The sequence below is a fragment of the Micromonospora sp. LOL_025 genome (assembly GCF_048060285.1).
Lineage (GTDB): Bacteria > Actinomycetota > Actinomycetes > Mycobacteriales > Micromonosporaceae > Micromonospora.
The window spans coordinates 1-22,022 of sequence record NZ_JBHMIR010000038.1; the positions used below are offsets into that span (position 1 = coordinate 1).

General features: G+C 73.3%; 20 protein-coding genes. 10 read left to right on the forward strand and 10 right to left on the reverse strand.

The window, feature by feature from the left end; all coding sequences use genetic code 11:
* Positions 1-139: 139 nt before the first annotated feature.
* Both ACFHW0_RS28440 and ACFHW0_RS28445 read right to left on the reverse strand, forming a co-directional pair.
* Positions 140-892: a PP2C family protein-serine/threonine phosphatase gene (locus ACFHW0_RS28440; protein WP_416612545.1), complete on the reverse strand. Its 753-nt coding sequence runs from the start codon at positions 890-892 to the stop codon at positions 140-142.
* A gap of 106 nt (positions 893-998) precedes the next feature.
* The gene (locus tag ACFHW0_RS28445) at positions 999-1,433 is read right to left on the reverse strand and encodes a VOC family protein (protein ID WP_416612547.1); all 435 of its coding nucleotides are present in this window, start codon (positions 1,431-1,433) and stop codon (positions 999-1,001) included.
* Between the two features lie 81 nt (positions 1,434-1,514).
* Here ACFHW0_RS28445 and ACFHW0_RS28450 point away from each other — a divergent pair, with 81 nt between their 5' ends.
* The 7 genes from ACFHW0_RS28450 (at position 1,515) to ACFHW0_RS28480 (ending at position 7,839) form a co-directional block, all read left to right on the forward strand.
* Positions 1,515-1,751 carry an HTH domain-containing protein gene (locus ACFHW0_RS28450; RefSeq protein ID WP_089001290.1) on the forward strand — a complete coding sequence of 79 codons (237 nt, stop codon included), beginning with the start codon at positions 1,515-1,517 and terminating at the stop codon, positions 1,749-1,751.
* The gene (locus tag ACFHW0_RS28455) at positions 1,751-2,329 is read left to right on the forward strand and encodes a Clp protease N-terminal domain-containing protein (RefSeq protein WP_416612549.1); all 579 of its coding nucleotides are present in this window, start codon (positions 1,751-1,753) and stop codon (positions 2,327-2,329) included. The genes ACFHW0_RS28450 and ACFHW0_RS28455 overlap by 1 nt, the downstream gene beginning before the upstream one ends.
* Before the next feature lie 235 nt (positions 2,330-2,564).
* Complete coding sequence (locus ACFHW0_RS28460) at positions 2,565-3,569, forward strand: diacylglycerol/lipid kinase family protein (RefSeq protein WP_416612551.1); 1,005 nt, start codon at positions 2,565-2,567, stop codon at positions 3,567-3,569.
* Positions 3,562-4,563, forward strand: a complete 1,002-nt coding sequence (locus ACFHW0_RS28465) for a YihY/virulence factor BrkB family protein (protein ID WP_416612553.1) — start codon at positions 3,562-3,564, stop codon at positions 4,561-4,563. Before ACFHW0_RS28460 ends, ACFHW0_RS28465 begins: the two co-directional genes overlap by 8 nt.
* Positions 4,564-4,642: 79 nt before the next feature.
* Positions 4,643-6,133, forward strand: coding sequence for a phosphatase PAP2 family protein (locus ACFHW0_RS28470; protein ID WP_416612556.1), 1,491 nt, complete (start codon positions 4,643-4,645; stop codon positions 6,131-6,133).
* 8 nt (positions 6,134-6,141) lie between these two features.
* The gene (locus tag ACFHW0_RS28475; protein ID WP_416612558.1) at positions 6,142-6,945 is read left to right on the forward strand and encodes an endonuclease/exonuclease/phosphatase family protein; all 804 of its coding nucleotides are present in this window, start codon (positions 6,142-6,144) and stop codon (positions 6,943-6,945) included.
* Positions 6,946-7,098: 153 nt separating this feature from the next.
* Positions 7,099-7,839: a hypothetical protein gene (locus ACFHW0_RS28480; RefSeq protein ID WP_416612560.1), complete on the forward strand. Its 741-nt coding sequence runs from the start codon at positions 7,099-7,101 to the stop codon at positions 7,837-7,839.
* Positions 7,840-8,077: 238 nt separating this feature from the next.
* Here the strand turns inward: ACFHW0_RS28480 and ACFHW0_RS28485 are convergent, their stop codons facing one another.
* Positions 8,078-8,905 (reverse strand): alpha/beta fold hydrolase, encoded by an 828-nt coding sequence (locus ACFHW0_RS28485; protein ID WP_416612561.1) that lies wholly within the window; start codon positions 8,903-8,905, stop codon positions 8,078-8,080.
* A 26-nt stretch (positions 8,906-8,931) separates the two neighbouring features.
* Complete coding sequence (locus ACFHW0_RS28490; protein ID WP_416612563.1) at positions 8,932-9,894, reverse strand: TIGR03557 family F420-dependent LLM class oxidoreductase; 963 nt, start codon at positions 9,892-9,894, stop codon at positions 8,932-8,934.
* A gap of 239 nt (positions 9,895-10,133) precedes the next feature.
* On the opposite strand from ACFHW0_RS28490, the gene ACFHW0_RS28495 reads away from it, so the two are divergent.
* The gene (locus tag ACFHW0_RS28495; protein WP_416612565.1) at positions 10,134-11,522 is read left to right on the forward strand and encodes a cellulase family glycosylhydrolase; all 1,389 of its coding nucleotides are present in this window, start codon (positions 10,134-10,136) and stop codon (positions 11,520-11,522) included.
* Positions 11,523-11,812: 290 nt separating this feature from the next.
* Here ACFHW0_RS28495 and ACFHW0_RS28500 read toward each other — a convergent pair whose 3' ends face one another.
* The 6 genes from ACFHW0_RS28500 to ACFHW0_RS28525 form a co-directional block, all read right to left on the reverse strand.
* Positions 11,813-13,075 (reverse strand): RNA polymerase sigma factor, encoded by a 1,263-nt coding sequence (locus ACFHW0_RS28500; RefSeq protein WP_416612615.1) that lies wholly within the window; start codon positions 13,073-13,075, stop codon positions 11,813-11,815.
* Positions 13,076-13,078: 3 nt separating this feature from the next.
* Positions 13,079-13,471 (reverse strand): YciI family protein, encoded by a 393-nt coding sequence (locus ACFHW0_RS28505; protein WP_416612617.1) that lies wholly within the window; start codon positions 13,469-13,471, stop codon positions 13,079-13,081.
* A gap of 122 nt (positions 13,472-13,593) precedes the next feature.
* The gene (locus tag ACFHW0_RS28510) at positions 13,594-15,735 is read right to left on the reverse strand and encodes an alpha-galactosidase (RefSeq protein ID WP_416612567.1); all 2,142 of its coding nucleotides are present in this window, start codon (positions 15,733-15,735) and stop codon (positions 13,594-13,596) included.
* On the reverse strand, positions 15,732-16,643 hold the full coding sequence (locus tag ACFHW0_RS28515; protein WP_416612569.1) for a carbohydrate ABC transporter permease: 912 nt from the start codon (positions 16,641-16,643) through the stop codon (positions 15,732-15,734). Before ACFHW0_RS28515 ends, ACFHW0_RS28510 begins: the two co-directional genes overlap by 4 nt.
* Complete coding sequence (locus ACFHW0_RS28520) at positions 16,640-17,596, reverse strand: carbohydrate ABC transporter permease (protein ID WP_416612571.1); 957 nt, start codon at positions 17,594-17,596, stop codon at positions 16,640-16,642. The genes ACFHW0_RS28515 and ACFHW0_RS28520 overlap by 4 nt, the downstream gene beginning before the upstream one ends.
* Before the next feature lie 21 nt (positions 17,597-17,617).
* Complete coding sequence (locus ACFHW0_RS28525) at positions 17,618-18,943, reverse strand: ABC transporter substrate-binding protein (protein ID WP_416612573.1); 1,326 nt, start codon at positions 18,941-18,943, stop codon at positions 17,618-17,620.
* Between the two features lie 270 nt (positions 18,944-19,213).
* Between ACFHW0_RS28525 and ACFHW0_RS28530 the strand changes: the two genes are divergently transcribed.
* On the forward strand, positions 19,214-21,214 hold the full coding sequence (locus ACFHW0_RS28530) for a beta-galactosidase (protein WP_416612575.1): 2,001 nt from the start codon (positions 19,214-19,216) through the stop codon (positions 21,212-21,214).
* A gap of 22 nt (positions 21,215-21,236) precedes the next feature.
* The gene (locus tag ACFHW0_RS28535) at positions 21,237-22,013 is read left to right on the forward strand and encodes a DeoR/GlpR family DNA-binding transcription regulator (RefSeq protein WP_416612578.1); all 777 of its coding nucleotides are present in this window, start codon (positions 21,237-21,239) and stop codon (positions 22,011-22,013) included.
* Positions 22,014-22,022: the final 9 nt, after the last annotated feature.

The window sequence follows — 22,022 nt, forward strand, 5'->3', positions numbered from 1 at the left end:
ACCACTACGCCCAGTGGGAGCAGCAGGCCGCCGACCTCGTCACCGAGCACTGGAACAGCTGACAGCAACACGTGAACAAGGCTGGCCGGCACCCCCACCCGGGGTGCCGGCCAGCGGCGTCTGCGTCGGTGGGCGCCTGTCAGCGGGGAGTCGTGGCGTGGACCCGGACGACCACGGCGGTGGCGTTGTCGTCGCCGCCGGCCTCCAGGGTGTCGTCGAGCAGGTCCCGCACCGCCTCGTCCGGTCGCGGCGCCGCCAGGAGTTCCCGCATCAGGTGATAGTCGACCTGGTCGCTGACGCCGTCGGTGCAGAGCAGCCAGACGTCGCCGGGGCGCAGCGACACCGCGAGCAGGTCCGCCTCCGGCTCGTCCGGATGGCCGGCGTAGCGGGTGAGCTGGTAGCGGGCGCGACGGGCGGCGGGGGAGTCGACCGGGTACCAGCCGTGCAGCACGCCCAGCCAGGCCGCCGTGTGGTCGACGGTGACGAGTTCCAGCAGGCCGTCGCGCAGCCGGTAGGCGCGGGAGTCGCCGAGCTGGACGAGCCAGCCCTGCCCTCCGTCGGGCTCCACGAGCAGGGCGGTCAGGGTGCAGCCGGTCAGCTCCGCCAGCTGCGCGCCGGCGGCGCGTACGGCTGACTGGACGTGGGCCACGGCGGCGCGCAACCGGCGCGCGTCGACCGCGGGCCAGGCGGCCGCGACCCGCGCGACGAGGGTGCCCATGGCCGTCGTGCCGGCGCGGCGGCTGCCCTCGCCGGCGCCCATGCCGTCGGCCACCGCGACGAACGGCAGTGCGGGGTCGATGTGCAGCACGTCGAAGTTGGCCGGGTAGCGGTTGCCGACCACGCTGCCGCCGGCGAACTCCAGCGTGACCTCGCCGAGCGGGAGACGGCGCACGTCACCGGGCACGGTTACCTCGGCGCGGCGGCCGGCGGAGGGGCACCGGCGGATCGTACTGCGGGTGCTCGGCGAAGGTGTTCCGGATTGCCACGCTCGCGGCCACTCAGTCGAGACAGAAGTCGTTGCCCTCGATGTCCTGCATCACGAGGCACGACTCGTTGTGGTCGTCGGCGAGCAGTAGTCGCACGCGTACCGCGCCGAGCGCGACCAGCCGTGCGCATTCGGTCTCGAGCGCGGCCAGGCGCTCCTCGCCCACGAGCCCGGTGCCGACCCGTACGTCAAGATGCAGTCGATTCTTGACGACCTTGCCTTCGGGTACGCGCTGGAAGAACAGTCGTGGCCCCGCACCTGTGGGATCGACGCAGGCGAACGCTGACCCCTGTCGCTCGGGCGGCAGCGCGCGGTCGAAATCGTCCCAGGTCGCGAACCCCTCCGGTGGCGGCGGTACGACGTATCCCAACACCTCGCACCAGAAGCGGGCGACGCGCTCGGGTTCTGCGCAGTCGAAGGTGACCTGGACCTGCCTGACCGACGCCATCGGCCCACCATAGCGGTGGGCCTTGATCGGGGGGTGTCAACATGGGTTGACACGGCGGCGATGTCAACGTAAGTTGACGACATGAGTCAGGCAACGGAACTCGCGGCGGCAGCCGGCAGCACCGACCCCCGGGTCGGGCTGCGCGCCGTCCGCGCGCTGCGCCGGTTGCTCGAACGGCTCGAGGTGGTCCAGGTGGACAACGCCCGTCGACAGGGCTGGTCCTGGCAGGAGATCGCCGACGAGCTCGAGGTCAGCCGGCAGGCCGTCCACAAGAAGCACGCCGGTCGTCCGGCCGTCGGATCCTCCTGGGAGGCGTGATGTTCGAACGGTTCACCGACCGGGCCCGCACGGTCGTGCGGCACGCCCGGGACGAGGCCCGGACCGAGGGCCGGCGGCCCGTCGGCACCGAGCACCTGCTGCTCGCCCTGCTCTCCGACGGCGACAGCCTCGCCGCCCGGGTGCTCGCCGAGGCCGGCCTGCGCGCCGACGACCTGCGGGCCCGCGTCCGCCGGCACACCGAGCGGGGAGCCACCGGCCTCGCCGACGCCGACGCCGCGGCCCTGCGCGAGATCGGCATCGACCTGGCGGCCATCGTGGCCCGGATCGAGGAGTCCTTCGGCCCGGACGCGCTGCGCGAGGCCGCGCCGGAGCCGCGCCGCCGCTGGGGTCGTCGGCGGTACGCGGGCGGCCCCTTCTCCCCGCGCGCCAAGAAGGTGCTGGAGCTGGCGCTGCGGGAGGCGTTGCGACTGCGCCACCGCCACATCGGCACGGAGCACATCCTGCTCGGCGTGCTCCGCGAGGGGCGAGGGCTGGGCGCCCTGGTGCTCACCGAGGCCGGAGCCGACCTCGACGACCTGCGCCACCGCGTGGAGACCGCCCTCCGTACCCCCGCCTGACCACCCACCCCGCCCCCGGGACCCGCCCGTCGATGATGAGGTTGGCGGTGTTGTCGATCTCCAGGACCGCGGTCAACTTCATGATCGACGGGTCGCTGGCGGGGCGAGGCGGGGCCGGGTGGGCGGGGGACAGCGCGGGGGGACAGCGCGGGGCGGGGGCAAACGTGTTTCCGCTGCGCGTAAGGTCACCGTCCGCCGGGTCGCTGCCGTGCCGGATCTGCTGCACACTGGCGCCGTGGATCCTCGACAGGACAAGCGACGCGCGGCGCACGACGGCGGTCTGCGCTCCGCCGTGGTGGTCAACCCGGTGAAGGTGGCCGATCTCGACGAGCTGCGGCGGACGGTCCACGACGCCCTCGCCGCGGCCGGCTGGCCCGAGCCGCTGTGGTTCGAGACCACGGTCGAGGACCCGGGCCGCGGCCAGACGCAGGAGGCGGTCGAGGCCGGCGTGGACGTCGTCTTCGCCTGCGGCGGCGACGGCACCGTGATGGCCTGCGTCAGCGGCCTGGTCGGCACCGACGTGGCGCTCGCCGTGCTGCCCCAGGGCACCGGCAACCTCCTCGCGGCCAACCTGGGCCTCTCGGGTGACCTGGCCGCCGGGCTGGAGGTCGCCGTCGAGCGGGGCCGCCGGCTGCTCGACGTCGGCGCGGTCGAGGACCACTACTTCACCGTGATGGCCGGTATGGGCTTCGACGCCCAGATGCTCGCCGACACCTCCGAGACCACCAAGAAGCGGATCGGCTGGCCGGCGTACGTGGTGGGGGCCGCCCGGCACCTGCGCGACCGGCCGATGAAGGTCTCCATCCGCATCGACGACCAGCAGCCGATCCGCCGCCGGGCCCGCTCCGTGCTCGTCGCCAACGTCGGTCGCCTCCAGGGCGGCGTGCGGCTGCTCACCGACGCCGAACCGGACGACGGCTACCTCGACGTCGCGGTGCTCACCCCGCGTACGCTGCGGCACTGGCTCGCGCTCGGCTGGGCGGTCGTCCGCAAGCAGGACCGCGTGCCCCGGATGGAGGTCTTCCGGGCCCGACGGGTGGAGATCACCAGCAACCGGGCCCAGCCGCGGGAGCTCGACGGCGACCTCATCGAGCCGGGTCGCACCCTCAAGGCCGAGATCCGGCGGCGGGCGCTGTGGCTCTGCGTGCCGCAGCCGGCGCAGGATCCCGACCTCGCCGAGGACGCGCAGGCGGCCGCCGAGCGTGGTGAGCAGCTCATCGAGGACGCGCGCCGTGAGTAGCACCCGGATGGTGCCGGAGACCCGGCTGATGCCCGACGAGGAACTCAACGCCGACGACGCCTGGCACACACTGCGCCGGCAGGGCGGCTGGCACCTGCTGCGTGACGCGTTCATCCGGTTCCGCTACGGCGACGGGTTCAGCCACTCGCGCGCCTTCGCGCTGCAACTCTGCCTCGCCGTGGTGCCGTTCCTGATCGCGCTGACCGGCCTGATCAGCGAACTCGGCGTGGAGGAGGGCGGCCGGGTGGTCGCCGACACGGTGCTCGCGCTCACCCCCGGGGCCAGCGAACCGATGGTGGCCGAGCTGCTCGGCGAGGGGGACCGCACCGAACGCGCCGGGGAGCTGGCGCTCAGCCTGGGCATGCTCACCGGCCTGGTCGCGCTGACCACCACCATGGCCCAGATCGAGCGCGGCGCCAACCGGATCTACGGCGTGGAACGCGACCGGCCCGCGCTGTGGAAGTACGTCCGCGCCAGCGTCCTCGCCCTCACCGCCGGCGTACCGGCGCTCACCGGGTTCCTGATCCTCGTCGGCGGCGGCCCGATGGGCGACTCGGTGCAGCGGCACTACGCGTGGGGCGAACTCGCCAACGGCCTCTGGAACGTGGTGCGCTGGCCGCTCAGCCTGGGCCTGACCGTCCTCGCCGTCGCGGTGATCTTCCGGCACGCCCCCCGCCGCAAGCAGCCCGGCCTGTCCTGGCTCTTCTTCGGCGCCGGCATCGCCACCGCGCTGTGGTGGTTGGCCAGCCTGCTGCTCGCCGCGTACGTGCGGTTCAGCGGCGGGTTCGGCCAGACGTACGGGGCGCTGACCGGGATGATGGCGCTGCTGCTCTGGGCCAACCTGACCGGCATGGCGCTCTTCGGTGGACTGTCCTTCGCCGCCCAGCTGGAGGCGCTGCGCATCGGGGTGCGCGAGCCCGCCCAGCCCGACCTCTGGGAGCCCGAGGCCCAGCGCCAGGAGATCCACGACACCGGCGAGATGAGCTCCCTGTAGCTCCGCATCGGACACCCCTCGGTGTACGCGGAGCGCCGATCGGGTAATGCGGCACGCCAGAAGCGAGAGGGAGGCTGCCGTGGGCGCGGTCAAAGAGGCGTTACGACGACCCTTGGGTCACTTCACCGAGCGGACCCTCGCCGGCCTGGCGATCGTGCTCGGTGCCGGGGTCGGTTTCGGGGTGCTCCTCGTCCTGGTCCGGACCCGGTGGTCCCCGCTCTACGACGTCGACCACGGCGTGGCCGCCTGGCTCAACGACCTGGTCGCCCCGCACGGGCCGCTGGTGACCGTGCTCAACGCGCTCACCGACCTGGGCGGGCGGGCGATCATCATCTGGCTGGTGTCGGTCGCCGTGGTCGGCCTGCTGATCCGCAAGCAGGGCCGGCTCGCGGTGTTCCTGATCGTCACCGGCGTCGGCGCCCTCGTCCTCGACCCGGCGCTCAAGACGCTGGTGGACCGGCTGCGCCCCGAGGTAGAGGTGCCGATCGGCACGTACGCCGGGGACAGCTTCCCCAGCGGACACGCGCTGGGCTCGATGGTCGCGTACGGGGCGCTGCTGCTGGTCTTCCTGCCGGCCATGTCGCGCCGCTGGCGCAAGCCCGCGATCGCCCTGGTCGCCCTCGTCGTGTTCCTCATCGGCCTGACCCGGATCGCGCTGGGCGTGCACTTCGTCTCGGACGTGCTCGGGGCCTGGCTGCTCGGCGCCGCCTGGCTCGGCGTCACCGCGTACGCCTTCCGGCTCTGGCGGCTGGAGCGCGGCCGGCCGGTCCCGGCGCTCAGCGACGGTCTGGAGCCGGAGGCCGCGCACGACGTGGCGCCCGCCCCCGACGAGGCGCACCTGCTGCCGCACCCCCGGGCCGCCGTGTTCGAGCTGATCGTCGGCTGGGTGCTGATCCTCGGCGCGCTCTACGGCTTCGGCATGTTCGTCAGCTACCACGCCGGCGGCACCTTCTTCGCCACCCTGGACACGGACGTGCCGAGGTGGTTCGCCGAGCACCGCACCCCCGGCCGGGACGACTTCAGCTACTGGTGGAGCAAGGTCGGCGACACCCATGCCATCCTGCTCATCTCGCTGGTCTTCTGCCCGCTCGTGCTCGCGGTGTGGCGGCGCTGGCGGCCGGTGCTGTTCGTGGCGCTGACCATGTTCGGCGAGCTGACCCTCTTCCTCGCCTCCGCCGCCGCGGTCGACCGGCCGCGCCCACCCGTCGGCAACCTCGACGGGCCGATGCCGACGTCCTCCTTCCCGTCCGGCCACATCGCCGCCACGCTCTGCGTCTGGGTGGCGATCGCGGTGATCGTCTTTCCGCGTACCGACCGGTGGTGGCGGTGGCTCTTCGTGGCGCTGGCGGTCGTGATGCCGGCCGGCGTGGCGATCAGCCGGATGTACCGGGGGATGCACCACCCCACCGACTTCATGGGCGCGATCATCCTCACCACCCTCTGGATCGGGCTGCTCTACTGGGTGGTCCGCCCCAACGAGGACCTGCGCGAGGGCAACCGGCCGAGCATCGAGTCCGAGGACGTGCACACCCTCGACGACGAGCTGGCCAAGGCCGCCCGGGCGGACTGACGCCGCCGATGCTGCGGGCGATGACCTGGAACATCCGGACCGGCGGACGGGACTCCGGCGGCGCCGACCGCCGGGACCGGCTGGTCCGGGTCGTCGCCGACGAGCGGCCGGACGTGCTGGCGTTGCAGGAGCTGCGGGGCTTCGACGCAGGCGGCGTGCTCGCCGACTTCGCGGGCCGGGTGGGGATGCGTCCCCACCTGGCCCGTTCCTGCTTCGGCCAGCCGGTGGCGGTGCTGCTGCGCCCGCCGCTGCGCGCCCTCGCCGCGACCCGGGTGCGCCGACCGTTCCACCACGCCGCGCAGCGGGTCACCGTGGCGACCAGCGCCGGCCCGCTGACGGTGCTGAGCGTCCACCTCGACCCGTACTTCGGGCTGCGGCGGCGCGTCGAGGCGGGCTGGGCCGCCGCCGCGCTGCGCCGCGCGCCGCGGGAACTGGGGCTGTTGGCCGGCGACCTCAACACCCTCGACCCGGTCGCCGACCACACCGAGCGCATCGCCCGGCTCCCGGCCGCGTACCGCCGCCGTCACCTGCGCCGGGACGGGCGGACGGTGGAGACCCGGGCGGTGGCCCGGTTGCTCGCCGCCGGCCTGGTCGACCTGTACGCGGCGGCGGGAGCACCCGACGGCGGGCTGACCGCGCCCACCCGGCACGGCGGCGGGGCGGAGTTCTCCGGGATGCGGCTGGACTACCTGCTCGGCACGGCGGCGCTCGCCGGCCGGGTGCGGGACTGCCGAGTGCTCCGGGGCGGCGAGACCGAGTACGCCTCCGACCACTATCCGGTCGTGGCGGACCTGGACCTCGACCCGGCCTGACGGCCTGACCGCCCGCCCTGTCGCTCCGCCCGCCTTGCCGGTCCGCCCGCCTTGCCGGTCCACCTGCCTTGCCGGTCCGGTCACCCGGCCGGCCCCAGTCCGTCCGGCGGGCCGCGACGGTGGGGCGTTGCCGGTGCGGACTACCGTGAGCCGGTGATCAACTCGCCGAGCCCGGAGCCGGGACGCTTCGGGTCGCCACCCGCTCCGCTGCTGGTCGCCGTCGCCCGGGGGATCGCGCTGGTCGTGGTGGTGCCCCTGCGGTTGGTCTGGGAGCTGGTCGTCGCCGTCGGTCGTTGGCTGCACCGCTGGCTGCTCGCGCCGGTCGGCCGGTTCCTGGACCGCTGGCTGCTGCGCCCGCTGGGCTGGCTGCTGCGGATCCTGGTGTGGGTGCCCCTGGTGTGGCTCGGCCGTGGCCTGGGCTGGCTGTCGCGGACGCTGATCTGGGTGCCGACGGTGTGGCTCGCCCGTGGGCTGGCCTGGCTGGCCCGGACGGTGGTGTGGGTGCCGCTGGCCTGGCTGGCGTACCACCTGATCTGGCTTCCGGCGCGCTGGCTGGCCCGGCTCCTCGCGCCGCTCGGCCGCCTGCTCGTGGCGGGGCTGGCGGCGGTGGGCCAGTGGCTGGCGGCGGCGGGCCGGGTGCTGCTGGCCGCGCTCGCGTGGGCCTGGTGGGCGGCCGGCCGGCTGCTCTGGTGGTGCTACGCGCTCACCCTGCGGCCGTTCGTGCTCGGGGCGGGCTGGCTGTGGCGGCACGCCGTCCGCCCGGTGGGGCGGGCGGTGGCCGCCGCGTGGCGGGCGACGGTGTCACCGGCCGTCCGTTGGGTGCGCCGCGCCGTCGTCGACCCGGTCCGCCAGGCGACCCGGGAAGCGCTGACCGCCCTCGGCCTGCGTGGCTGACCCACGCCGCCGGGGTTGAGCGGTGTCCGAGCGGGATCTCGGCGCGAAGCGCCCCGCCAGGGGCACTCCCGCGCCAAGATCGCCGGAACCGGAGCCCGGGCCGGAGCCGGAGTGCTACAGGAGCAGGTTGAGCAGGACGGTCAGGACGACCGACGCGACGATCGAGAAGAGGATCATCAGCAGGCAGCCCAGGCCGCCGCCGGCCGGACGGATCTCCGTGTTGCCGATACGCATGTCGTCACCTGTTCGTCAGCGAGGGGGCGAGAAGGGCGCGCACCGCGCCGGCGACCTGCGCCGGGGCGGTGGTCACGACGTTGTGCGCGGCACCCGGCACGGTGACCGTCCGGGCGTGCGGGACCAGCCGGCCGACCTGCGCGCGCCAGGACGGCGGCACGACCGGGTCCCGGGAGCCGGCCACCACCAGGGTGGGCGCGGCGATGCGGACCAGGTCCGCCTCGATCCCGTTGCGCACCGAGTGCGACAGCGTCGCGTGGACCCGCCAGGGGCGGGCGTCGAGGACGTCCCGGAGCAGGATCGGCGCCTGCAACGGCGCCTCCCGCAGGGTGTCCACCAGCCAGCGCCCGAACTGTCCCCGCCGGGAGCGGGCGGCGGGATCGCTGGTCGGGCCGGCGAGCACCACGGCCGCGACCGCGTCGGGGTGCCGGGCGGCCAGCGCCGCGACGACCTCCGCGCCGAACGAGTGCCCGAGCAGGCAGACGGGCGGCATCCGGTACGCGGCCAGCCAGGCGGCCAGGTGCGCGGCGTGCTCGCGGACGTCGTACGCGCGGCCGGGGCGCTCGGTCAGCCCGAAGCCGGGCAGGTCGGGCGCGTACACCGGGTGGGTGTCGGCCAGCGCGAGGGCGAGCGGGGTCAGGTAGCGGTGGGACACGGCCAGCCCGTGCACCAGCACGACCGGGGTGGCGGCGGTGCCGGGGTCGCCGGCGCGGCGGGTGTGCGTACGGAGCCCGTCGACCAGCCGCCACTCGCTGGTCAGGCCGGCGGCCGGCTTCGGGGCGGCCAGCGCGAGGCGCAGCTCCGCCGGACCGAACCGGCCCGGCGGGGTCACTTGGGGTCGCCTGCCCGGTGTCGCCCTCACAGCTCGCGCAGCCTCGGCAGGAGCTGCTCCTGCGCCCAGTCCAGGAACATCGGCTGCGTCTCGCCGCCCACCTGCACGATCGCCACGTGGGTGAAGCCGGCGTCGACGAACTTCCGGAACGCCTCGACGTGCCGCTCCACGTCGGGTCCGCAGGAGACTCCCTCGGCCACGTCCTCCTCGCGGACGAACTGGGTGGCGGCGGCGAACGAGTCCGGCCCGGGCAGGTCGGCGTTGACCTTCCAGCCCATCCCGAACCAGCGGAACTGGTCGTGCACGATCTTGCGGCACTCCGCCTCGTCCGGCCCGTAGCAGATGGCCACCTGCCCGTAGCGGGGCTGCCCGGCGCCGCCGGCCTCGTCGTACATCTCGATGATGTGCGGGTCCGGTTCGGTGGCGACGAGGCCGTTGCCGTACTCGGCGGCGAGGGTGACCGACTGGCGGCCGGAGGCGGCGACGGCCATCGGCACCGGGCGGGCCGGCCGGTCCCACACGTAGGCGTCGGGCACGTCGTAGTGGTTGCCCGAGAAGGTCAGCGTCTCCCCGTTGAGCAGGGGCCGGATGATCTGGAGGGCCTCCTCGAACATCTCGTGCCGCTGCTGCACGTGCGGCCAGCCGCCGACCACGTGCTCGTTGAGGTTCTCGCCCGCGCCCAGGCCGAGGGTGAACCGGCCGTCCGAGAGCACCCCGATCGTGCTGGCCTTCTGCGCCACGACCGCCGGGTGGTAGCGGCGGATCGGGCAGGTGACGAAGGACATCAGCTCCGCCCGGCTGGTGGCGTGCGCGACCGCGCCGAGCACCGACCAGGCGTACGGGGAGTGGCCCTGGGAGTCGAGCCACGGGTAGTAGTGGTCGGAGATGACGAGCTGGTCGAAGCCGGCCGCCTCCGCCCGCACCGCGTAGTCGACCAGTTGCTTCGGACCGGCCTGCTCGCACATCAGGGTGTAGCCGACGTTGACCATGGGTGTCTCCTTCCGACCCGGGCGGATCATCCCCGGATACCCCTGCCAGGTCGGGTCAACCCTCGCGTCCGGTGCCGGCAGCCCGCCGCTTAACCGGTTCATTGCGTGACCGGCCCGACGGGCCTACGCTGATCCCTGCGCCGCCGGGAGCCGGGCGGCGGCTGTCGGGCTGCAGCCGCCATCCCCTGTGACGTCCCACCCCCACCTGGGCAGCGGGGGTCCTCCCTCTGAGGAAGGCCATGAAGAAGAGACTCACCGCCGCCGGTGCGGCCCTGCTCGCGTTGCTGGTCGCCGTGCTGGCGTTCGGTCAGCCCGCGCGGGCCGCGACCGGCTTCTCCGTCGCCGACGGCAAGCTCTACGACGCCAACGGCAGCGAGTTCGTCATGCGTGGCGTGAACCACGCGCACACCTGGTACCAGCAGCAGACCAGTTCCTTCGCCAACATCAAGGCGCTCGGGGCGAACACCGTGCGGGTGGTGCTGGCCAGCGGCCAGCGGTGGGCGAAGAACGACACCGCCGACGTCGCCAACGTCATCTCGCTGTGCAAGGCCAACCGGCTGATCTGCGTGCTGGAGGTGCACGACACCACCGGCTATGGCGAGCAGAGCGGGGCGGCCACCCTCGACCAGGCGGTCGACTACTGGCTGAGCATCTCCGGCGCCCTCGCCGGCCAGGAGAAGTACGTCATCGTCAACATCGGCAACGAGCCGTACGGCAACCAGGGCTACGGCACCTGGGCGACCGACACCGCCAACGCGGTCAAGCGGCTGCGGGCCGGCGGCCTGACGCACACCATCATGGTCGACGCCCCCAACTGGGGTCAGGACTGGTCGTTCACCATGCGCGACAACGCCGCGTCGGTCTTCGCGGCCGACCCGCAGAAGAACACGGTCTTCTCCATCCACATGTACGGCGTCTTCGACACCGCCGCCGAGATCAGCGACTACCTCGGCCGGTTCCGGGCCGCCAAGCTGCCGATCGTGGTCGGCGAGTTCGGCTTCGACCACTCCGACGGCAACCCCGACGAGGACACCATCCTCTCCTACAGCCAGGCCAACGGGATCGGTTACCTGGGCTGGTCCTGGAGCGGCAACGGCGGTGGCGTCGAGTACCTCGACATGGTCACCAACTTCAACCCCGCCGCGCTGACCACGTGGGGCCAGCGCCTCTTCAACGGGGCCAACGGGATCAAGGCCACCGCGAAGGAGGCGACGGTCTTCGGCAGCACCCCGCCGCCGACCACCCCGCCGCCCACGACGCCCCCGCCCACCACCCCGCCGCCCACGACGCCCCCGCCCACCACCCCGCCGCCGTCCACCCCGCCGCCGGGCGGCTGCACCGCGACGTACACGGTGACCAACCAGTGGCAGGGCGGCTTCCAGGGCGAGGTGAAGGTGACCGCCGGCGCGGCGGCGATCACCGGCTGGACGACGAAGTGGACGTTCGCCAACGGCCAGACCGTCAGCCAGTCCTGGAGCACCGTCCTGAGCAGCAGCGGGGCGACCGTCACGGCCCGCAACGCCGACTGGAACGGCCGGCTGGGCGCCGGTGCCAGCACCAGCTTCGGCTTCATCGCCAGCTTCAACGGCACCAACGCCACGCCCGCGGTGACCTGCACCGCGAGCTGAGGTACCTCGTACGACCGGTGGCCGGGCCCGCACGGGCCCGGCCACCTCTCCCGCGGCGTCGTCGGGAGGTCGCGGGTTCCGGACGGGCGGCGTAGGGGACGGCGGGCGGGTGCCGCCCGGCGCTGATGACCGGCCACCGCAGGGCGAAGTGACCGGCCGCGGGCGGTCCCTGTGCGCGCTGTCGAGCTGCCCCCTTCATGAGACCGCCGGCCACCACGGACCCGGGACTCCCTGCCCCATCCGTGGGGGCAGCTCGACAGCGTCCGCACACGTACGCCGCGTCGTGCCCGTCAGTGCCCGGTCGGTCCGGTCGCCAGCCGGGCGGCGCGCACCAGCAGGTACCGCTGCTCGGGCAGGCTCGTGGTCAGGGCGGCGGCGGCCCGGTAGGCGGCCACCGCCCGTTCCCGCTCACCGGCCATCTCGTGCAGGTGGGCGCGGGCGGCGGGCAGCCGGTGGTGCCCGGCGAGCCGGGGGTCGGCGTCGAGGGCGTCCAGCGCCGCCAGGCCGGCGGCCGGGCCGCGCACCATGGCGGTCGCCACGGCGCGGTTGAGGGAGACGACGGGGTTGCCGGAGGCGCGCTCCAGCACCTCGTACAGGGCGAGGATCTGCGGCCAGTCGGTCTCGGCGGTGCTGGGCGCCTCGTCGTGCAGCGCGGCGATGGCCGCCTGGAGCTGGTACGGCCCGACCGGACCGCGCGGCAGCGCCCAGGTGACCAGGGCGACCCCCTCGTCGATGGCCGCGGCGTCCCACCGGCCGCGGTCCTGGTCGGCCAGCGAGATCAGCTCACCCGAGGGCCCGGTCCGCGCGGCGGCGCGGGCGTCGGTGAGCAGCATCAACGCGAGCAGCCCGGCGACCTCGGCGTCGTCGGGCAGGAGCGCGCGCAGGGCCCGGGTCAGCCGGATCGCCTCCTCCGACAGGTCCACCCGGCGCAGGTCGGCGCCCAGGCTGGCGGTGTGCCCCTCGGTGAAGATCAGGTAGAGCACGTGCCGCACGGCGGCCAGCCGGGCCTCCCGGTCGGCGGGCTCGGGCATCCGGAACGGGACGCCCGAGGCGCGGATGCGCTGCTTGGCGCGGCTGATCCGCTGGGCCATGGTGGCCTCGGGCACGAGGAAGGCGCGGGCGATCTCGGCCGTGCCGAGGCCGCCGACGGCGCGCAGGGTCAGCGCGATCGCCGACGCCGGCGTGAGCGTCGGGTGGCAGCAGAGGAAGAGCAGCGTCAGGGTGTCGTCCCGGTCGGCGGTCAGCTCCTCGTCCGGCGGCGGCGCAACGCGCCGGTCGTCCGGCTCGCGGCGGGCGACGAGGTCCTCACGCCGCCGCCGGGCCGTCTCGCCGCGGACCAGTTCGACCATCCGCCGGTACGCGACCTGGATCAGCCAGCCGCGCGGGTTGTCGGGCGTCCCCTCGACCGGCCACTGGGTGGCCGCCGCCAGCAACGCCTCCTGCACGGCGTCCTCGGCGGTGGCGAAGTCGCCGAACCGGCGGGTGAGCACGCCGAGGACCTGCGGCGCCAGCTCGCGCAGCAGGTCCTCGACGGGTGGGTCGGCGGCGGCCAGTCGTCACATCTCCTGCGGCGGCGCCGACATCACGGGGCGCACCTCGATCGGCATGTTCAGCGGCCGGCCGCCCGGGCCGGGCGCGGTGGAGATGTGCGCGGCGAGCGCGACGGCCCGCTCGGGGCTGTCGCAGTCCACGATCCAGAAGCCGGCGAGGAACTCCTTGGTCTCGGCGAACGGCCCCTCGGTGACCACGGGGGCACCGCCGGCACCCGCCCGGACGATCTTCGCCTGGGCCGGGGCGGCGAGCCCTTCGCCGCCGACCAACTCGCCGTCGGCGACCAGCTTCTCGTTGACCTCGCCCATGAACGCGACGTGCGCCCGGATCTCCTCGGGCGCCCACGTCTCGATCGGGGGGAAGTCCGTGCCGGCGGCGCTGAACTGCATGAGCAACATGTACTTCACGGCTGGCTCCTCACGACTGCGCACCATCATCGGTGCTCTCACCCGTCGGTAGAAGCCGGCACCCCGGTTCTCGACATCCCCGCCGGAGATTCTCCGAGAAATCTGCCCGCCCCTCAGCCGACGGCGGTGACCTCCAGCAGCACGGTCTGCTCGGGGTGCAGCGCGGGCATCTGGAGCCCGACGGTCGCCAGTACCGCGCCGCTCAGGGTGACGCCGCCGTCGGCCAGCCAGCCCGGGGCGGTCCGCTGGAGGGTCGCCGGCTCCGGCACTCCCGGAACGGGCCGCACCGCGTACCGCCGGCGGGGGGCGAGGCCGGGAACCCGGACGGGCCCGGGCGTCTGGGTCACCGAGGTGGCCAGCCGGGCCACGGCGTACACCGCGTGGGAACCGTCGTGGGCGACCACGCCGTGCGCCCAGACGGCCGGGTCGGGGTGGTCGACGCGGACCACCCGGCCGGCGTGCAGCAGCGGGCGGAGCCGCTTGTGCAGCGCGACCCAGGCGGCCAGCTCGCGGCGCCGCGCGGCGCCGATCGCGCCGATGTCCCACTCGATGCCGTGGTGGCCGAAGAGCGCGGTCGCCGCCCGGAAGCCCAGGTCGTGCACGCGGTGGGTGGTGTGCGAGCGCTCCGGCCCGATGTGGCTGCCGACCAGCTCGGGCGGGACCAGCAGCCCTGTCCAGCGCTGGATCGCCAGCCGTTCCAGGGCGTCGTTGCAGTCGCTGGCCCAGACCCGGTCGGTGCGCCGCAGGATCTCCAGGTCCACCCGGGCGCCGCCGGAGGCGCAGCTTTCGATCTCCACGCCCGGGTGGCGGCGGCGCAGCTCGTCGAGGAGCCGGTAGACCGCGAGGGTCTGCCCGTGCACGCCGGGGCGGCCGTGGTGCCCCGCCTCGGTCAGGTCCCGGTTGTGGTCCCACTTGAGATAGTCGACGCCGGGGTATACGGCGAGCAGCGCGTCCAGCCGTTCCAACAGGTGGGCGTACGCGGGTGGGTGGGCCAGGTCGAGCACCTGCTGGTGCCGCCACTGCGCGGGCAGCCGGCCGGGCGCCGACAGCACCCAGTCCGGGTGGGCGCGGAACAGGTCGGAGTCGGGACTGACCATCTCCGGTTCGACCCAGAGCCCGAACCGCATCCCGTTCCCGCGTACGTGGTCGACGAGCGGGTGCAGGCCGTCGGGCCAGACGGTGTCGTCGACGTACCAGTCGCCGAGGCCGGCGCGGTCGTGGCGGCGGCCCCGGAACCACCCGTCGTCGAGCACGAACCGCTCCACCCCCACCTCGGCGGCGTGGTCGGCCAGCGCGCGCAGCCGGTCCAGGTCGTGGTCGAAGTAGACGGCCTCCCAGACGTTGAGGGTGACCGGGCGGGGCGTGGCCGGGTGCTGCGGGCGGGCGCGCAGGTGGGTGTGCAGGACGTCGCTGAGCCCGTCCAGCCCCACGTCGGAGAAGACCGCGTGCAGCACGGGGGTGGCGTACTCCCCGCCGGGATCGAGCACCACCTCGCCGGGGGCGAGCAGCTCGCCGCCGCCGAGGACCGACTCGCCCGTCGGCCGCCGCTCGGCGAAGGTCACGTGGTCGCCGCTCCACGCCGTGTGCACCGCCCACACCTCGCCGTGGCCGAAGCCGAACCCGGCCGTGCCGGCGACCAGCAGCAGGGTCGCGTCGTGCCCGGTGCGGCCGTGCCGGCCCTCGCGTACCCAGGCGCCCATCGGCCACGGGTGCCGCTGCGGGGACCGTTCCCGGCACCACCGGCCGGTCAGGTCGAGCAGCTCGGTGGCGACCGGCGGCACCGGCAGGACGGGCGTCAGCTCCCGCAGCTCGTACGGGCGGTCGCCGGTGTTGCGCAGCCGGTGCCGCAGCAGCACCAGCCCGGTCGGGTCGAGCGTCGTCTCGACGGTCAGCGACAGCCCGGCGTCGGCGTCGGACGCCCGGACGGTGACCCGGGCCGGCGCGGCCGGGTCGTCGTCGGCCACGTCGACGCCGTCGATCCGGAAGGCGGTGGACCAGTCCCGGCGCTCGCGGTGCCCGGCCAACGCGGGCCGGCCGCCCCAGCCGGCCGACGCCTCCGGCAGCAGGGACAGCACCGTGGGCGCGTCGAAGCTGCTCGGCACGACCGGCGCGACGGTGGCGTCGACGAGGGCGGACAGGTCGCCGTCGGGAACCGGGCCGAGGTCGGCGCCCCAGTGCGCGACCCGGGGCAGCCCCGGGCCGCGTGCGTCGAGCACCAGGCTGGTCCGGGCGCGGCGGAGGTGGACGATGGTCATCCCTTGGAAGCCCCCAGCGTCAGGCCCCGGACGAACTGCCTCTGCAACAGAAAGAAGATCACCAGGGTCGGGATCGCGACCAGCACCGAGCCGGCCGAGACGAGGTTGTTGTCGGTGAAGAACTCGCCGCGCAGATTGTTCAGCGAGCTGGTCACCGGGAACTTGTCGCCGGTGCGCATGAGCACGGTGGCCCAGAAGAACTCGTTGTAGATCCAGGTCACCTCGAGGGTGGCCAGCGCGGCGAGCGCGGGCCGGCACAGCGGCATGGTCACCTGCCAGTACTGCCGCCAGACGCTGGCCCCGTCGACCATCGCGGCCTCGTAGAGGTCGCGCGGCAGCGCCTTCATGTAGTTGCTGAGCACGAAGACGCAGAAGCCGCACTGGAAGGCGACGTTGACCAGGATCAGCCCCCAGTAGCTGTCGTAGAGCAGCTCCGAGTCGCTCATGAACGCCGGCAGCGGCACCTGGGTGAAGAGCCGGAACAGCGGGATGAGCAGGGCCTGCTGGGGCAGCAGGTTCGCCGCGGTGAACAGGCCGAGCAGGACGACGTTGGTCCGCCAGCTGAACCGGGCGATGACGAACGCCACGCACGAGGCGAGGAAGAGGGTCAGCAGCACCGCCGGCACGGTGATGTAGACGGAGTTGAGGAAGTGCCTGCCGAACTCGGCGGTCCGCCAGGCGGTCACGTAGTTGTCGAGGGTCCACCCGCCGAGCGAGACGTAGCCGTTGGTGGCCGTGTACTCGTAGGAGCGCAGCGAGGTCAGCACGGCCCAGAGGATCGGGAAGAGCCAACCGACGGCCACCACCGCGAGGAACACGTGCAGCACCACCCGGGCCGGGCGCGGCGGCGGGCGGCGCCGGGTCGCGGGGGCGGTCCGGTTCTCCCGGGGCACTGTCGCGGTGCTCATCGGCGTCCCTCCCGCAGCACGGTCGCCAGGTAGACGGTGATGAAGACCAGCGAGACGACCAGCATGACGGTGGCCAGCGCCGAGCCGAAGCCGATCCGGCTCGCCTCGCCCACCACGTTCTGGGTGACCAGCGCGGAGAGCAGTTCCAGGCCGTTGCGGCCCTTGTTGATGACCCAGACCAGGTCGAACGCGCGCAGCGACTCGATCACCGTCACCACCAGCACGATGATGTTGATGGGCCGCAGCACCGGGAAGACCACCTGGAAGAACGTCCGGCCCTCCGACGCGCCGTCCACGGCGGCGGCCTCCCGCAGCGACGGGTCGACGCCCTTCAACCCGGCCAGGTAGAGCAGCATGATGTAGCCGACGTGCCGCCAGCCGGCGGCCACCAGCACGGCCCAGATGTTGACGTCCGGGTCTCCGTACCAGTCGACGTCGGTGCCGAGGACAGCGTTGACCAGGCCCTGGTCGCGGGAGTAGAGCAGCTGCCAGACGAAGCCGATCAGCGCCAGGGAGAGCACCACCGGCAGGTAGAGCGCGGTCTGGTAGAACCGGCTGCCGCGCAGCTCCTTGTCGAGCAGGACGGCCAGGAACATGCCGAACGGGGTGGCCACCACGAACAGCGCCGCCAGCCAGAGCAGGTTGTTCTGCACGGCCGGCACGAACGGCGGGTAGTTCCGGACCACGTCGGTGTAGTTGCGGCCGCCGACCCACTCGATGTCGCCGACCGGGCCGATGCCGTCCCAGTCGGTGCCGGAGAGCAGCACGGTGGCGCCCGCCGGCAGCCAGATCAGGCCGACGACGAGCAGCAGCGGTACGGCCACCATGAGCGCGACGACCACGCGGTCGGTGCGGGACAGCAGCCGTACGCGCCGGCGGCGACCACCCGTGGGGGTGACCGCGTCCGGCGGCGGCACGGCGCGATCCGCTTGGATCAGGGGCAGGTCGGACACGGAGCCCTCACCCTCTCGCCGTCAGTCGGTGAAGATCGACTTTTTCTGGTTCTCGATGCTGGACGTCAGCCCGTCGATGTCCTTCGGGTCCTTGATGAACTGCTGGAAGGCCGGGATGATCACCGTGGAGGCGAAGTCCGGGCGGGTGTCGCGGTCCAGGAACTGGGCGATCTCGGTGGCCGAGCCGACCAGTTCGGCGGCCTTCTTCTGCAGGGCGCTGTAGCCGCTGGTGTCGGCCTCGCTGTTGGCGACCAGCGTGCTCGGGTCGTTCGCGACGGTGATGTCCGCGGCCGCCTTCGAGCCGACATACTCCAGCAGCTTCCTGGCGTTGGCCTCCTGCTTCGGCTTGCGGGCCATCATGTAGCCGTCGATGGGCGCGTCCAGGGCCTTCGCCCCGATCGCCGGGTCGATCTCGGGGAAGGTGAAGAAGTCGAGGTCGGCCAGCTCGCTGTCGTCGAACTGCTGGCCGACGAAGAGGCCCAGCAGGTACATGCCGCTCTTCTTCTGCTGCAACGACTGGGCGGCCTCCTGCCAGGTCCGGCCGAGGCTGTCCGGCTGGTGCAGGGGCAGCAGGCCACGCCAGGTGTCGAAGACCTTCTTCACCTTCTCGGAGGTCCAGGACTCCTTGCCGGCCATCAGGTCGATGTGGAACTGGTAGCCGTTGATCCGCAGGTTGAGGATGTCGAAGGTGCCCATCGCCGGCCAGCCGTCCTTGTCGGCGAAGGCGATCGGGACGAGGCCGTCCTTCTTCATCTGCCCGGCGAGCGCGGTCAGGTCGTCGAGGGTCTCTGGCACCTGGTAGCCGTTCTGCTGCCAGACCGACCTGCGGTAGAAGACGGCCCACGGGTAGTACGACGACGGCACGAAGTACTGCTTGCCGTCGTCCCCGGTAGACGCCTTGCGGAACGCGTCGGACATCCCGGCGAGCCTGCCCCAGACGTCGCTGAGGTCGCTCGCGAGGCCCCGGGCGGCGAAGAAGCGCATCCGGTAGCCGGCGAACCACATGAACACGTCGTCCGGCTTGCCCTGGAGATAGTTGTTGATGTTCTCCTGGAACGTGTTGTGGTCGACCGTGTTGACGGCGACCTCGAGGCCGGACGAGGTCCGGAACCCGTCCATGACCTTCGCGACCACCTCCTTGGGCTTCGGGTCGGACTGGTTGGAGCCCAGCGACACCGTCTTGGCGCCGGACCCGCCGGAGTCGGAACCGCAGCCGGCGAGCAGGCCCGTGCCGAGCAGCGCGGTGGTGCCGGCCGCGCCGGCCAGCAGCGAACGGCGGTTGAGGCCGGCCACGGAGGGGGGTACGAGCCGCGCGAGGTATTCGGCTCGGGTGCGGGGGCGGGACATGGTGCCTCCTGCGGATGAAGAGGTGCCCGAGGGCCGTCGGTGGCGGTGCCCCGGCAATCGTGAACACACACCGGATCCACCGGTAATCCACATTGGCGAACACGAATTGCCAGTGGCGCCTCAAGCTACTCGTCCTCCGGGCGCTGTCAAGCGTGCGGCAGGGAACCGACAACCGGGCCGCGACAAGGGCGTCCGGCGGTAAACGTTGTAAAGATTATCGATGTTAGAACGTGTTGACTTGGTCGGCTTCGCCGGGCACGCTCGGCAACCATGGGGCAATGGCAGGGTGAGCAGATGTGGTTCGGCGCCGACTACAACCCCGAGCAGTGGCCCGAGTCGACGTGGGCGGAGGACGTCGCGCTGATGCGCCGGGCCGGGGTCAACCTGGTGTCGGTGGGGATCTTCTCGTGGGCGCTGCTGGAGCCCGCGCCCGGCGCGTACGAGTTCGGCTGGCTGGACCGGGTGATCGACGTGCTGCACGACGGCGGGATCTCGGTCGACCTGGCCACCGCCACCGCCAGCCCGCCGCCGTGGCTGGCCCACCGGCACCCGGAGACGCTGCCCCGGCGCGCCGACGGCGCGATCCTCTGGCCGGGCGGCCGGCAGGCGTACTGCCCCAGCTCGCCGGTGTTCCGAGAGCGGTCGCTGGCCCTGGTCGAGGCGCTCGCCACCCGCTACGCCGCGCATCCCGCGGTGGTCATGTGGCACGTCTCCAACGAGCTGGGCTGCCACAACGTGCACTGCTACTGCGACGTCAGCGCCGAGGCGTTCCGCCGCTGGCTGCGCGAGCGCTACGGCGACCTGGACGGGCTCAACGCCGCCTGGGGCACCGCCTTCTGGAGCCAGCGCTACGGCGACTGGGCCGAGGTCAACCCGCCGCGCACGGCGCCGACCTTCGCCAACCCCACCCAGCAGCTGGACTTCCTGCGCTTCTCCTCCGACGAACAGCGCGCCCAGCTGCGCGCCGAGCGCGAGGTGCTCACCCGGCTGGTCCGTCAGCCGGTCACCACGAACTTCATGATCAGCAACAAGTACCTGGACTACCACTCCTGGGCGTCCGACGTGGACGTCGTCGCCAACGACCACTACCTCACCGCCGCCGATCCGCGTGCCCACGTCGGCCTCGCCCTCGCGGCCGACCACACCCGGGGCGTCGCCGGCGGCGCCCCGTGGCTGCTGATGGAGCACTCCACCAGCGCCGTCAACTGGCAGCCGCGCAACGTCGCCAAGGCCCCCGGCCAGCTACGCCGCAACAGCCTGGCGCACGTGGCGCGCGGCGCCGACGGGGTGCTCTTCTTCCAGTGGCGGGCCTCCCGCGCCGGGGCGGAGAAGTTCCACTCCGCGCTGGTGCCCCACGCCGGCCCGGAGACCAAGGTGTTCCGCGAGGTGTGCCGGCTCGGCGCCGACCTCGCGGCCCTCGCCGAGGTGCGCGGCAGCCGCGTCGACGCCGAGGTGGCGATCCTGTTCGACTACGAGGCGTGGTGGGGCGCCGAACTCGACTCGCACCCCACCGTCGACGTCACGTACGCCGATCGCCTCGACGCGCTGCACGACGCGCTGTGGCGGGCCGGGATCACCGCCGACGTCGTGCACCCGTCCGCCGACCTGTCCCGCTACCGGCTGGTGCTGGCGCCCACCCTCTACCTGGTGCGCGACGCGCACGCCGCGGCGCTGCGCGCGTACGTCGAGGCCGGCGGCACCGCCCTGGTCACGTACTTCAGCGGCATCGTCGACGAGCACGACCACGTGCGCCTCGGCGGCTACCCGGGTGCGTTCCGGGAACTGCTGGGCGTCCGCGTCGAGGAGTTCTTCCCGCTGCGGGCGGGGGAGCGGGTCACCCTGGACGACGGTTCCGTCGCCGACGTGTGGACGGAGTGGCTGCATCCCGAGGGCGCGCAGGTGCTCGCCGCGTACGCCGACGGGCCCCTGCCCGGTGTGCCGGCGCTGACCCGGCACCCGGTCGGCGCGGGCGCGGCCTGGTACGTCGGCACCCGGCTGGACGCGGCGGCGACGGACCGGCTGGTCGCCCGGCTGGTGGCCGAGTCGGGGGTACGTCCGGCGGCGGAGGTCCCCGCCGAGGTGGAGGTGGTCCGGCGGCGCGCCGGAGACCGCAGCTGGCTCTTCGTCATCAACCACACCGACGCCGACGTCCGGCTCGACGTCACCGGCGTGGAGCTGCTGACCGGCACGAGCTGCGGCGGTGAACTGGTCGTGCCGGCCGGCGAGGTGGCCGTGGTCCGCGAGGGTCCGAGCACCGACGCGGCCCGGTGACGGCCCGAGGGAGGTCATCCGGATGCTGGCGCGACAGCGGCAGACCGCGATCCTCGAACTGATCCGGCAGCGTGGCGGCGTGCGGGTCAGCCACCTCGTGAGCCGGTTCGGCGTCTCCGACATGACGATCCGGCGCGACCTGGAGACGCTGGCCGAGCGGGGGCTGGTCGACAAGGTCCACGGTGGCGCGACGCTGGCCGGCCTCGGCTCCGCCGAGGAGCCCGGGTTCGCCGCCAAGTCGGCCCGGCAACAGGCCGAGAAGCGCGCCATCGCCGAGCGGGCCGCCGCCCTGGTCGAGCCCGGCATGGCCGTCGCGCTCTCCGCCGGCACCACGACCGCCGCGCTGGCCACCCTGCTCGCCGACGTACGCGGTCTGACCGTGGTGACCAACTCGATCCCGGTCGCCGACGCCCTGCACCAGAATCCCCGCGCCGACCAGACGGTCGTGCTGACCGGCGGCATCCGTACCCCCTCGGACGCCCTGACCGGGCCGGTGGCCGAGGCGGCGATCGGCTCCCTCAACGTCGATGTGCTCTTCCTCGGCGTGCACGGGATGAGCCCGCGCACCGGGTTCACCACCCCGAACCTGCTGGAGGCCGGGACGAACAGGTGCCTGATCGACGCGTCCCGGCGGCTGGTGGTGCTGGCCGACCACACCAAGTGGGAGACCATCGGGATGGCGACGATCGCCCCGCTGTCCGAGGCCGACATGCTCGTCACCGACGCGGGCCTGCCCACGCAGGCGCGCGCTCAACTCGCCGACCAGGTCGGCCAGCTGGTCGTCGTCGAGGCCGGCTGAGACCCCTCA

Coding starts and splice junctions, on each gene's coding strand:
- ACFHW0_RS28535 (WP_416612578.1), top strand. CDS start 21,237: ATGCTGGCGCGACAGCGGCAGACCGCGATCCTCGAACTGATCCGGCAG.
- ACFHW0_RS28525 (WP_416612573.1), bottom strand. CDS start 18,943: ATGTCCCGCCCCCGCACCCGAGCCGAATACCTCGCGCGGCTCGTACCC.
- ACFHW0_RS28505 (WP_416612617.1), bottom strand. CDS start 13,471: ATGTTGCTCATGCAGTTCAGCGCCGCCGGCACGGACTTCCCCCCGATC.
- ACFHW0_RS28495 (WP_416612565.1), top strand. CDS start 10,134: ATGAAGAAGAGACTCACCGCCGCCGGTGCGGCCCTGCTCGCGTTGCTG.
- ACFHW0_RS28445 (WP_416612547.1), bottom strand. CDS start 1,433: ATGGCGTCGGTCAGGCAGGTCCAGGTCACCTTCGACTGCGCAGAACCC.
- ACFHW0_RS28510 (WP_416612567.1), bottom strand. CDS start 15,735: ATGACCATCGTCCACCTCCGCCGCGCCCGGACCAGCCTGGTGCTCGAC.
- ACFHW0_RS28450 (WP_089001290.1), top strand. CDS start 1,515: ATGAGTCAGGCAACGGAACTCGCGGCGGCAGCCGGCAGCACCGACCCC.
- ACFHW0_RS28530 (WP_416612575.1), top strand. CDS start 19,214: ATGGGGCAATGGCAGGGTGAGCAGATGTGGTTCGGCGCCGACTACAAC.
- ACFHW0_RS28455 (WP_416612549.1), top strand. CDS start 1,751: ATGTTCGAACGGTTCACCGACCGGGCCCGCACGGTCGTGCGGCACGCC.
- ACFHW0_RS28515 (WP_416612569.1), bottom strand. CDS start 16,643: ATGAGCACCGCGACAGTGCCCCGGGAGAACCGGACCGCCCCCGCGACC.
- ACFHW0_RS28490 (WP_416612563.1), bottom strand. CDS start 9,894: ATGGTCAACGTCGGCTACACCCTGATGTGCGAGCAGGCCGGTCCGAAG.
- ACFHW0_RS28475 (WP_416612558.1), top strand. CDS start 6,142: ATGCTGCGGGCGATGACCTGGAACATCCGGACCGGCGGACGGGACTCC.